The following is a 12,524-nucleotide window of genomic DNA, read 5'->3' as shown; positions in this document are numbered from 1 at the left end:
GCGCCCGGCCTTCCCTGCGCCCTTGTCTCAACGAGGGTAATGCGATCGGGCAAAGCTCGGGCGAATGCGCCGCGAGAGGGCGGAGGCATGCCTTGCGACGGAAATGCAAGTTGATGGTCTCCGAAAGCTCCTCATCCTCCGTCGGTGTTGAAGCAGCGGCGCACAAAAAACCTCGCGCCACCCGGTGCTACCACCTCAATTATCCGCCCTGCGGAATCCCCCCACTCCTCGCATGATCGCCCCGCCTCCACCGCACGCCGGCGCAATAGACTTTTCCCGACCCGGGCGGCATCCTGCCGCCATCAAACGATAACAGAGCGCCACACAGGCGGAGGAAACAGATCATGCTGCAGACACGGTTCACCAAGCTCGCCGGTGTCGAGCACCCGATCGTCCAGGGCGGCATGCAATGGGTCGGGCGCGCCGAGCTGGTCGCCGCCGTCGCCAATGCCGGAGCGCTCGGCTTCATCACGGCGCTGACCCAGCCGACACCGGAGGACCTCAGGAAGGAGATCGCCCGCTGCCGCGATCTCACCGACAAGCCGTTTGGCGTCAACCTCACCATCCTGCCCGCGATCAAGCCGCCGCCTTATGCCGAATATCGCGCCGCCATCATCGAGAGCGGCATCAAGGTGGTCGAAACTGCCGGCAACAAGCCGCAGGAGCATGTCGACGAGTTCAGGAAGCACGGCGTCAAGGTCGTGCACAAATGCACCAGCGTCCGTCACGGGCTCTCGGCCGAGCGCATGGGCGTCGACGCCATCTCGATCGACGGGTTCGAATGCGCCGGCCATCCCGGCGAGGACGACACCCCCGGCCTGATCCTGATCCCGGCTGCCGCCAACAAGATCAAGATCCCGATGATCGCCTCCGGCGGCTTTGCCGACGCCCGCGGCCTGGTCGCCGCACTGGCGCTGGGCGCCGAAGGCATCAACATGGGCACGCGCTTCATGGCGACCCAAGAGAGCCCCATTCATCAGCTCATCAAGGAGAAGATCGTCGCCAATGACGAGCGCGAGACCGAGCTGATCTTCCGCACCATGCGCAACACCTCCCGCGTCGCCAGGAACGAGATCTCGACCAAGGTCGTCGCGATGGAGAAGGAAGGCGCCAAGTTCGAGGATATCCGCGAGCTCGTCGCAGGCGCCCGCGGCAAGATGGTCTACGCGACCGGCAACTCGGACGAAGGCATCTGGTCGGCGGGCCAGGTCCAGGGCCTGATCCAGGACATCCCGACCTGCGCCGAACTGATCTCCCGCATCGTGCGCGAAGCGGAGGCCATCATCCGCAGCCGGCTCGAAAGCATGATCATTCATCCGACAGCGCAGGCTGCTGAATAGTCACGGCAAGAAGCGAGAGCAACACATGAAGGCTTATGTCTACGGCCCTGGTGGCGCTACAATTTCCGACGTCGCTCAACCAAAGCCTGAAGGCACGCAGGTGCTGGTGCGTGTCCGCGCCTGTGGCCTCAATCGCGCCGACACCGGCATGCGCAAGGGCCACGCCCATGGCGCGGCCGGGGGCGCCGGCACCGTGCTCGGCATGGAATGGGCCGGCGAGATTGCCGCGCTCGGACCGGATGCCAAGGGCGTCAAGGTCGGCGACCGCATCATGGGCTCGGGCGGCGCGGCGTTTGCCGAATACACACTGGCCGATCACGGCCGGCTGTTCCGCGCGCCCTCGAACATGAACTTCGAAGAAGCTGCCACCCTGCCCGTCGCGCTCGCGACCATGCACAACGCCGTCGTCACCATCGGCGGCGTGCAGCCCGGGCAGGCCGTGCTCATCCAGGGCGCAAGCTCCGGCGTCGGCCTGATGGCGATGCAGATTGCGAAGCTCAAGGGCGCCAAGCTCGTGATCGGCTCGTCGACCGATGCCACTCGTCGCGGCCGGCTGAAGGAGTATGGCGCCGACCTCGCGGTCGATTCCTCCGACCCCACATGGGTCGAGGAGGTGCTGAAGGCGACGAACGGCGAAGGTGTCGACCTCATCGTCGACCAGGTCTCCGGCAAGGTCGCAAGCCAGAACCTCGCCGCAACGAAGGTAAAAGGCCGCATCGTCAATGTCGGCCGGCTCGGCGGCACCCATGCCGATTTCAATTTCGACCTGCACGCGGCCCGCCGCATCGACTATGTCGGCGTCACCTTCCGCACCCGCACCGTCGCGGAAGTCCGCGAGATCTTCGACGAGGTCAAAAAGGACATCTGGGGCGCGGTCGAGTCGCGAAAACTGCAGCTGCCGATCGACAAGGTGTTTGCCTTCGACGACATCGACAAGGCGTTCGAGCACATGGAGGCGAACAAGCACCTGGGCAAGATCGTCGTGACGGTGCCGTAACATTCCTGGGCCAAAGACCGAGGTCTAGTAGGGTGGGCAAAGCGAAGCGTGCCCACCATGCGTCAGCGTCCCCGAAAGATGGTGGGCACGGCGCTCCGCGCCTTTGCCAACCCTACAAAACCGGAGGATCCCGCTCCTGCAACTCACTAGCGTCTACGCCTGTGGATCGTCGCTTGATGTTCACCCGTGGCCTGCTACATCCCCCGCCATGAGCTCCCAACACAACAAGACCTCGGTCGCAGCGATCTCGATCTTCGCCAGTGGCGGCATGGCGGCGGCCAAGTTTGCGGTCGGGATCGCGATCGGCTCGCTGGCGCTGATTTCCGAGGCGCTGCATTCCTCGATCGACCTGGTCGCCACCATCATCACCTGGGCGGTGGTGCGGGTGTCCGACAAGCCGGCGGACGAGGAGCATCATTACGGCCACGGCAAGCTCGAAAGCGTCTCGGCACTGGGCGTCACGGCCCTGCTCTACGTGCTCGCCGGCGGCATCCTGGTCGAGTCCTACAGCCGGCTGCGCGAGGGAACCGCGCCGCCGACCATTTCGGCCGTGCCGTTCGTGGTGTTGGTGATCGACATTGTCGTCAATCTCTGGCGCGCCCGCGCCCTGCACCGTGCCGCGCGGGAGACCAGGAGCCAGGCGCTCGCCGCCGATGCGCTGCATTTCGCCTCCGACGTGATGGGCTCGTTCGCCGTGATCGTGGGCCTGATCCTCGCCGCCCTCGGCTTCTGGTGGGGCGACGCGGCTGCCGCTGCCGCGGTGGCCGTGATGATCGCCCTGCTCGGCCTGCGCATGGCCGGCTCGACGGTGCAGACGCTGGTCGACCGTGCCCCCGAAGGCGCGCATGAGAGGGCCACGGCCGCGATCCGCAGCGTGCCGGGTGTGATTGGCGTCGAGCGGCTCCGCGTGCGCATGGTCGGGGCCACCACGTTTATCGACACGATCGCAAAGGTGCCGCGGACTTACCCCATCGACCGGGTCGAGGACATCAAGCGCAGCGCGCAAGCAGCGGTCGAAAAGGCCTTCGGCGATACCGACCTCACCTTCACCGCAGTCCCCGTGGCGCGCGACAACGAGACCGTACGCGACCGCATCATGGTCATCGCCCACAATTCAGGCCTCGCCATCCACCACGTCACCGTGCACGATCTCGGCGCCAAGCTGATCGTCAGCATCGACCTCGAGGTCGACGCCGGGATGCAGCTCGACGCCGCCCATGACGTCGCCAACACGCTGGAACGCAACATCCAGGAAGAGTTCGGCGCGGACGTCGAGGTCGACGTCCACATCGAGCCGCTGGAACCGGAACTGCCGTTCGGGGTCGATGCCGCGTCGGAACGGGTGCAGGCCATTGCCGCCGCCCTGACGGAATATGCCGCCGGCGGCGAGATCCACGACATCCACAATGTCCGCGTCCGCAACACCGACGCCGGCGAGATCGTCAACTTCCACTGCCGCGCCGAGCCGTCGATGAGCGTGATCAGGGTGCACGAGCATGTCGACGCGATCGAGCGCGCGTTGCGGCGCGCGTTCCCGAGCGTGAAGCGCGTCATCAGTCACGCCGAACCGCCGCGTGCGTGACAGAGAATGTGCGAGGAGTCACACGTTCTCGTTTCGGACTCGCCGCGCACGTAAGTTTGCGGAGGCGCGACGCACAAACTGCGCGTTGGATAAGAATAAATTCGCGTTAACGATTCGTTGACTCTCGACAGCCCGCGAAATCTGGATTCAAATCGACCATGATTCGGAAGCGATGTGGGGCTGCTTCCAAAATCAAGTTGCAAGCAGGTTCCAGGGGGCTTTAGGCATGTCGCGTGCAGACGCCGCGAACGCGTGCGTCCAATCCGATTCGATCAAAGGATTGGCGCAATCGATCGCGAAACCTGCCTATCATCGGCTCCTGATCGCGGAGCCTGCGCTACGCCGTGCCGTGCCAACGCTCATCATCGCGTTCCTGATCACGATCTGCCTCGGCGCATTCGTGCAGGTCGTCGACCAGACGCGCCAGAAGCGGCTGGTGATCCGCCACGACATCTCGGCGCTCGCTGACCTGCTCGCCGAGCGCATCGACCGCCTCACCTCCGCGCGGCAGGAGCGGCTGAAGAACATCGAGAGCCTGCCGGCGCTGCTGCCTGACCTCATTCCATCCTGGGGCACCGCCTCGGGCCGGCACGTCATCGTCACCTCGGCTGGACTCGACCGCCGCATCCTCGCCCGCATCCCGGTCGACAGCGATCCCGCGGGCAACGACCGCCTGCTCGACGCAATCACGACGGCGCAACTGATGGCGGCGCCGCCGCACGACGGCAACATCTCCGACCTGACGCTGCCGAACGGCAACGCCGCGATGGCGACCGCGCGGCAGATCAAGTCGCTGCCCGGCTTCGTCACCGTGATCCAGGAGCGCAACGAGCCGATCTGGGGCTCGGACGCCGCGCTGTCGGTCACGCTGTCGGCCACCACCGGCTTCGTCGTCCTGATCCTCGGCTTCGCCTTCCACTGGCAGTCCACCCGTGCCCGCGAGGGCGATTTGATCAACGACGCCGTGCGCGGCCGGATCGACACCGCGCTCAACCGCGGCCGCTGCGGGCTGTGGGACTGGGACCTGTCGCGCGGCCGCATCTTCTGGTCGCAGTCGATGTTTTCGATGCTCGGCCTCGACGGCCGCAACGAGCTCCTCACCTTCGGCGAGGTCAACGCGCTGGTGAAGTCCGACGACATCGACCTGTTCGAGATCGCCGACCAGCTCATCTCCGAGAAGATCGACCACATCGACCAGACCTTCCGCATGCAGCATGTCGACGGCCACTGGATCTGGCTGCGCGTCCGCTGCGAAAAGACCAGCGGCGCGACGGACTCCAGCGTTCACCTGATCGGGATCGCCGTCGACATCACCGAGCAGAAGAGCCTCGCCGAGCGAACCGTGGAAGCCGATTTGCGCCTGCGCGACGCGATCGAGACCATTCCCGAAGCCTTCGTGCTGTGGGACGCCAGCGACCGCCTGGTGCTGTGCAATTCGCACTTCCAGCGCCTGCACAAGCTGCCCGACAGCGCCGTCATCCCCGGCACCTCCTACGAGACCGTGCTCGAGGTCGGCCGCATGCCCGAGGTCCGCACCCGGCACAACGAGACTGCGAGCCAGGGCCCCGGCGCGCGCACCTTCGAGGCGCAGCTCGACGACGGCAGCTGGCTGCACATCAGCGAGCGCCGCACCAAGGACGGCGGCTACGTCTCGGTCGGCACCGACATCACCCGCATCAAGGAGCACGAGCAGAAGCTGGTCGACAACGATCTACGCCTGCGCGCCACCGTCATCGACCTCAAGCGTTCGCAGGCAGCCCTGGAGCGCCAGGCGGGTGAACTGGCCGATCTCGCCGAGAAATACCAGCGCGAGAAGACCCGCGCCGAGGAGGCCAACCAGACCAAGTCGAAATTCCTCGCCAATATGAGCCACGAGCTGCGCACGCCGCTGAACGCGATCATCGGCTTCTCCGAGATCATGGGCTCGGGTATGTTCGGCGAGCTCGGCTCGGAGAAGTACCAGGAATACTGCCACGACATCCTGACCAGCGGGCATTACCTGCTCGAAGTCATCAACGACATCCTCGACATGTCCAAGATCGAGGCCGGCCGCATGAAGCTCGACATGGAAGAGCTCGACCTGGCGCAGACGCTGGCGGAATCCCTGCGGGTGGTCACCGGCCGCGCGCAGGACAAGCACCTGACGCTCGACGCCGACATCGCGAAATCCATCTCCGTCGTCGCCGACCGCCGCGCCACCAAACAGATCATCGTCAACCTGCTCTCCAACGCCGTGAAGTTCACGCCCGACGGCGGACGCATCGTGGTGCGCAGCCGGCAGCTCGACGACAGGATCGTGCTGATGATCGCCGACACCGGCATCGGCATCGCGCCGCATTCACTGGCGCGGCTCGGCCGCCCGTTCGAGCAGGTCGAGAGCCAGCTCACCAAGACCTATCATGGCTCGGGACTGGGGCTGGCGATCGCCCGCTCGCTAGCGCAGCTCCATGGCGGCTCGATGAGGCTGCGCTCCAAGCTGGAGGTCGGCACCGTCGTGCGCGTCACCCTGCCCCGCGACGCGATCAAGTCGGCGTCCGGAATATCAGCCGCGGCCTGATGGCTACGATTGCAGCGACGGCGCGACTTCCCGCGCGACGTTGACCAGCGCCGCGATCAGCGGCGTCATCGGATCACGCTGCGGGATCACCATGCCGATGCTGTAATTGACATCGGGATCGGTGATCGGGATCGAGCGCACGGTGTCGGACAGGCCGAGCGTCTCGGCGAGCTTGGCCGGCATCACGCTGGCCCAGCGCCCCGTCTTCACATGCGTGAACAGCACGAGCAGCGAATTCGACGTCAAGGTCGGCGTCGCCTCCGCGCCGACCGAACGTAACGCACGGTCGATGATGCGGCGGTTCTGCATGTCGGGCGTGAGCAGGCACAGCGGCACCTGTCCGACCTCCTTCCACGTCACCGTCTCGCGATCGCCGAACATTCCATCCGGCGCGGTGAGCAGGCGATAGCTCTCGCTGTAGAGCGGGATGGTCCGCACCTTGCCGATCGGCTCGTTCTCGATATAGGTCAGCCCCGCATCCACCTCGAGATTCTCGAGCAGCCCCAGCACCTCGGACGAGGTGGTGGAGCGGATACTGAAACGCACCTCGGGATGCCTGGCGCGGAACGGCGTCGTCAGCGCAGCGACCATGCCGAGCACGGTCGGGATTGCGGCAATACGGATCTCGCCGGAGAGCTGATGCTTCAGCCCGTTGATCTCGTCACGCATCGCGCGGGCATCGCCGACGATCCGCCGCGCCCAATCGAGTGCCCGCTCGCCTTCCGGCGTAAAACCCTGGAAGCGGGAGCCGCGCTGGACCAGCATCACGCCGAGGATCTCCTCGAGCTGCTTCAGCCCGGTCGACATCGTCGGTTGCGTCACGCCGCAGACCTCCGCCGCGCGTCCGAAATGCCGCTCCTTCGCCAGCGCCAGCAACAGTTCAAGCTTGTCGAGCAACCGGTCATCCCCTCGAATTGTGTGGTGGCATACAAGCTAGCATGCTCGCCCCATTCCAACACGTAAAAACGGCCCGGAGGACAGCTTCAATTGCAATTTCAGATCGAGTGATTGCCATCGCAAATCGATCGGAATCCGCAATCGCAGCATGAGACAGCTTTATTGATCTTCGAACGATTCCAAATAGTTTGCGATCAGCAGACGCTCTGGTTGAGAACGAAGAATGACAGCGGTTTTTGAGCCTTGGGACGAAACGCGCGGCGCCGAGATCATCGCCGAACACAGCGAGCAGGAAGGCGCGACGCTGGTGATCCTGCACGCACTCCAGGAGGCGTTCGGATACGTGCCGGAGGCAGCCATTCCCATGGTGGCGCAGGCGCTCAATTTGTCCCGCGCCGAAGTGCATGGCGTGTTCACGTTCTATCATGACTTCCGCCACAAGCCAGCCGGCCGCCATGTGCTGAAGCTCTGCCGCGCGGAGGCCTGTCAGGCGGCGGGCGGCGACGCGCTGGCGGCACGTGCGGAGGCAAAACTCGGCGTATCGCTCGGCCACACCACGGCCGACGATCGCGTCACGCTGGAGCCGGTCTACTGCCTCGGATTGTGCGCGACCGCGCCCTCCGCGATGCTCGACGGCCGGCTGATCGGCCGGCTCGATGACAAGCGTATCGATGCTCTCGTTGCGGAGACGCAGCGATGAGCATCCGTCTATATGTCTCTCGCGACGCGGGCGCGCTTGCGGTCGGCGCCAACGAGGTCGCGCTGGCACTGGAGCAGGCTGCGGCGAAGCGTGGCATCGCCGTCGAGATCGTCAGGACCGGCTCGCGCGGCCTGTACTGGCTCGAGCCGCTGGTCGAGGTCGCGACACCGCAGGGCCGGATCGCGTTCGGCCCTGTGACCGAGACCGATGTGCCCTCCCTGCTCGACGCGCTCGCGAGCAACACGCCGCATCTGCTGCGGCTCGGGGCCACCGACGAGATCCCCTGGCTCAAGCGCCAGACCCGCCTGACCTTCGCGCGCTGCGGCGTGATCGACCCGCGCTCGCTCGACGACTACCGCGCCCATGGCGGCTACAAGGGCCTCGAACGCGCGCTGTCCCTCGGCTCGAAAGCCATCCTCAATGAAGTGACGGCGTCCGGCCTGCGCGGCCGCGGCGGCGCGGGCTTCCCGACCGGCATCAAGTGGAAGACGGTCGCGCAGGCGAAAGCGGATCGCAAGTTCATCGTCTGCAACGCCGACGAAGGCGACAGCGGCACCTTCGCCGACCGCATGATCATGGAAGGTGATCCCTTTCTCGTCATCGAGGGCATGACGACCGCCGGCCTCACCGTCGGCGCGACCAAGGGTTACATCTATATCCGCAGCGAATATCCGCACGCGGTCGAGGCGATGAACGCGGCCATCCAGGCTGCGAAGCACGACGGCTATCTCGGCGCGAACATCGGCGGCTCAACATACAGCTTCGATCTTGAGGTGCGCGTCGGCGCCGGCGCTTACGTTTGCGGCGAAGAGACCTCGCTGCTGGAAAGCCTCGAAGGCCGCCGCGGCCTCGTGCGCGCAAAGCCGCCACTGCCCGCGCATCACGGCCTGTTCGGCAAGCCGACCGTGATCAACAACGTGTTGTCGTTCGCCGCCATCCCCTTCATCCTGGCCGAAGGCGCCAAGACCTATGCCGATTTCGGCATGGGTCGCTCGCGCGGTACGATGCCGATCCAGCTCGCCGGCAACATCCGCCACGGCGGGCTGTTCGAGACGGCGTTCGGCGTGACGCTCGGCGGGCTCGTCGACGACATCGGCGGCGGCACGTTCACGGGCCGCCCGGTCCGCGCGGTGCAGGTCGGAGGTCCGCTCGGCGCCTACTTCCCGCGCGCGCTGTTCGACACCCCGTTCGACTACGAGGCATTCGCCGCGCGCGACGGCCTGATCGGCCATGGCGGTATCGTCGTGTTCGACGACAGCGTCGACATGCGCAAGCAGGCGCGTTTCGCCATGGAATTCTGCGCCATCGAATCCTGCGGCAAGTGCACGCCGTGCCGGATCGGCTCGACCCGCGGCGTCGAGACGATCGAGAAGATCATCAAGGGCGAGCGCGTGAGTGAAAACCTCGCACTCGTCGAAGACCTCTGCAACACCATGAAATTCGGCTCGCTCTGCGCGCTCGGTGGCTTCACGCCCTACCCCGTGCTCAGCGCACTGAAGCACTTCCGGGAGGATTTCGTCCCGGCCCCGACCACGCTTCAGGCCGCGGAATAGGAGAACGACAATGTCTCTGATCGAAGAAATCGACTTCGGCACGCCGCGCTCGAAATCGGAAACGATGGTGACGCTGACCATCGACGGCAACCAGGTCACGGTGCCCGAGGGCACCTCGATTATGCGGGCGGCGATGGACGCCGGCCACCAGATCCCGAAACTGTGCGCGACCGACATGGTCGATGCGTTCGGCTCGTGCCGCCTTTGCGTTGTCGAGATCGAGGGCCGCGCCGGAACGCCAGCCTCGTGCACCACGCCAGTGATGCCCGGTCTCGTCGTTCACACCCAGAGCGAACGGCTCAAGAAGCTGCGCAAGGGCGTGATGGAGCTCTACATCTCCGACCATCCGCTCGACTGCCTCACCTGCGGTGCCAACGGTGATTGCGAGTTGCAGGACATGGCCGGCGCCGTGGGCCTGCGCGACGTCCGTTACGGCTATGAAGGCGAGAACCACGTCTTCGCCAAGACGCCTGGCAAGTCCAATGGCGAGATCAATGCCGCCTGGATGCCGAAGGACGAGTCCAACCCGTATTTCACCTACGATCCCTCCAAGTGCATCGTCTGCTCGCGCTGCGTCCGCGCCTGCGAGGAAGTGCAGGGCACCTTCGCGCTGACGATTTCCGGCCGCGGCTTCGACAGCCGCGTGTCGCCCGGCATGAGCGAGAGCTTCCTCGGCTCCGAATGCGTCTCCTGCGGCGCCTGCGTGCAGGCCTGCCCGACTGCAACACTGACCGAGAAATCCGTGATCGAAATCGGTCAGCCCGAACATTCGGTCGTCACCACCTGCGCCTATTGCGGCGTCGGCTGCGCCTTCAAGGCCGAGATGCGCGGCGAGGAAGTCGTCCGCATGGTGCCGTACAAGGACGGCAAGGCCAATCGCGGCCATTCCTGCGTCAAGGGCCGCTTCGCCTGGGGCTACACCAACCACAAGGAACGCATCCTCAACCCGATGATCCGCGAGCGGATCGAGGATCCCTGGCGCGAAGTGTCGTGGGACGAGGCCTTCTCGTTTGCCGCCGACAGGATGCGCGGCATCCAGAAGAAATACGGCCGCGACGCCATCGGTGGCATCACATCGTCCCGCTGCACCAATGAAGAGACCTATCTGGTGCAGAAGCTGATCCGCGCCGGCTTCGGCAACAACAATGTCGACACTTGCGCCCGCGTCTGCCACTCCCCGACCGGCTATGGCCTTTCGACCACGTTCGGTACCTCTGCCGGCACGCAGGATTTCGACTCGGTCGAGGACACCGACGTCGTGGTCGTCATCGGCGCCAACCCCGCTTCGGCCCACCCGGTGTTCGCCTCCCGTCTGAAGAAGCGGCTGCGCCAGGGCGCCAAGCTGATCGTGATCGATCCGCGCCGCACCGAGATGGTGGAATCGCCGCATGTGAAGGCGCTGCACCTGCCGCTGATGCCCGGCACCAACGTTGCGGTGATGACGGCACTGGCGCATGTGATCGTCACCGAAGGCCTCGTCGACGAAGCCTTCGTGCGCGAACGCTGCGACTGGAGCGAGTTCGAGGAATGGGCGACGTTCGTCGCCCAGCCGAAGAACAGCCCGGAAGCCACCGCCATCCTCACCGGCGTCGATCCGAAGGATCTGCGCGAAGCAGCGCGCGTCTACGCCACCGGCGGCAACGGCGCGATCTATTACGGTCTCGGCGTCACGGAGCACAGCCAGGGCTCGACCACCGTGATCGCGATCGCCAACATCGCGATGGCCACGGGCAATATCGGCCGTCCCGGTGTCGGCGTGAACCCGCTGCGCGGCCAGAACAACGTGCAGGGCTCCTGCGACATGGGCTCGTTCCCGCACGAGCTGCCCGGCTACCGCCACATCTCGGGCGATGCCGTGCGGGACCAGTTCGAAGCGCTGTGGAATGTCAAGCTCAACCCCGAGCCGGGCCTGCGCATTCCCAACATGTTCGACGCCGCGGTCGAAGGCACCTTCATGGGGATCTACGTGCAGGGCGAGGACATCCTGCAATCCGATCCCAACACCAAGCATGTGGTGGCGGCACTCTCGGCGATGGAATGCGTCATCGTCCACGACCTCTTCCTGAATGAGACCGCGAACTACGCCCATGTGTTCCTGCCAGGCTCCAGCTTCCTCGAGAAGGACGGCACCTTCACCAATGCCGAGCGCCGCATCCAGCGTGTCCGCAAGGTGATGACGCCGAAGAACGGCCTCGCCGACTGGGAGGTCACCATCGGCCTCGCCAGGGCCATGGGCTTCGAGATGACCTACAGCCATCCTTCCGAGATCATGGACGAGATCGCGGCGCTGACCCCGACCTTCGCCGGCGTCTCCTATGCCAAGCTCGACGAGCTCGGCTCAGTGCAATGGCCCTGCAACGACAAGGCGCCCGAGGGCACGCCGGTGATGCATATCGACGGCTTCGTCCGCGGCAAGGGCAAGTTCGTCGTGACCGAATATGTCGCGACCGACGAACGCACCGGCCCGCGCTATCCGCTGCTGCTCACCACGGGCCGCATCCTCAGCCAGTACAATGTCGGCGCGCAGACCCGGCGCACCGAGAACGTGGTCTGGCATGCCGAGGATCGGCTGGAAATCCATCCGCACGATGCCGAACAGCGCGGCGTGCGCGACGGAGACTGGGTACGGCTGCAGAGCCGCGCCGGCGAGACCACACTGCGTGCGGAGATCACCGATCGCGTCGCGCCGGGAGTCGTCTACACCACGTTCCATCATCCGGACACGCAGGCCAACGTCATCACGACCGACTATTCGGACTGGGCGACCAACTGCCCCGAATACAAGGTCACGGCAGTGCAGATCTCGCCATCGAACGGCCCGTCCGACTGGCAGAAGGCCTACGACGCGCAAGCACGGCATTCCCGCCGCATCGCGCCGGCCGAGGCCGCGGAGTAGCG

The 12,524-nt window shown here is 65.5% G+C and carries 8 protein-coding genes; 7 read left to right on the top strand and 1 reads right to left on the bottom strand.

Going from position 1 to position 12,524, the window contains the following annotated elements:
- Nucleotides 1-344: 344 nt before the first annotated feature.
- From AC0L3U_RS09845 to AC0L3U_RS09830, 4 genes are all read left to right on the top strand, one after another.
- Nucleotides 345-1,340 (top strand): NAD(P)H-dependent flavin oxidoreductase, encoded by a 996-nt coding sequence (locus tag AC0L3U_RS09845; RefSeq protein ID WP_473361594.1) that lies wholly within the window; start codon nt 345-347, stop codon nt 1,338-1,340.
- A 25-nt stretch (nt 1,341-1,365) separates the two neighbouring features.
- The gene (locus AC0L3U_RS09840) at nt 1,366-2,337 is read left to right on the top strand and encodes a quinone oxidoreductase family protein (protein ID WP_473361593.1); all 972 of its coding nucleotides are present in this window, start codon (nt 1,366-1,368) and stop codon (nt 2,335-2,337) included.
- Nucleotides 2,338-2,545: 208 nt separating this feature from the next.
- Complete coding sequence (locus AC0L3U_RS09835; protein WP_473361592.1) at nt 2,546-3,919, top strand: cation diffusion facilitator family transporter; 1,374 nt, start codon at nt 2,546-2,548, stop codon at nt 3,917-3,919.
- 226 nt (nt 3,920-4,145) lie between these two features.
- Entirely contained in the window at nt 4,146-6,476 is a 2,331-nt protein-coding gene (locus AC0L3U_RS09830; RefSeq protein ID WP_473361591.1) for a PAS domain-containing sensor histidine kinase, read from the top strand.
- 3 nt (nt 6,477-6,479) lie between these two features.
- Here AC0L3U_RS09830 and AC0L3U_RS09825 read toward each other — a convergent pair whose 3' ends face one another.
- A complete protein-coding gene (locus tag AC0L3U_RS09825; RefSeq protein WP_247433008.1) occupies nt 6,480-7,373 on the bottom strand; it encodes a LysR family transcriptional regulator in 894 nt (297 codons plus the stop codon).
- Between the two features lie 223 nt (nt 7,374-7,596).
- Here AC0L3U_RS09825 and AC0L3U_RS09820 point away from each other — a divergent pair, with 223 nt between their 5' ends.
- Genes AC0L3U_RS09820 through fdhF form a run of 3 tightly spaced genes read left to right on the top strand, consistent with a single transcriptional unit; the run spans nt 7,597 to nt 12,522 of the window.
- Nucleotides 7,597-8,073 (top strand): formate dehydrogenase subunit gamma, encoded by a 477-nt coding sequence (locus AC0L3U_RS09820; protein WP_473361590.1) that lies wholly within the window; start codon nt 7,597-7,599, stop codon nt 8,071-8,073.
- On the top strand, nt 8,070-9,626 hold the full coding sequence (locus AC0L3U_RS09815; protein WP_473361589.1) for a formate dehydrogenase beta subunit: 1,557 nt from the start codon (nt 8,070-8,072) through the stop codon (nt 9,624-9,626). Before AC0L3U_RS09820 ends, AC0L3U_RS09815 begins: the two co-directional genes overlap by 4 nt.
- Nucleotides 9,627-9,636: 10 nt before the next feature.
- The gene (fdhF, locus tag AC0L3U_RS09810; protein WP_473361588.1) at nt 9,637-12,522 is read left to right on the top strand and encodes a formate dehydrogenase subunit alpha; all 2,886 of its coding nucleotides are present in this window, start codon (nt 9,637-9,639) and stop codon (nt 12,520-12,522) included.
- Nucleotides 12,523-12,524: the final 2 nt, after the last annotated feature.

This window comes from Bradyrhizobium sp. Kon69 (assembly GCF_055807515.1).
The sequence above is the reverse complement of the archived record's forward strand: the minus strand, read 5'-3'. Positions and strand labels throughout refer to the sequence as shown.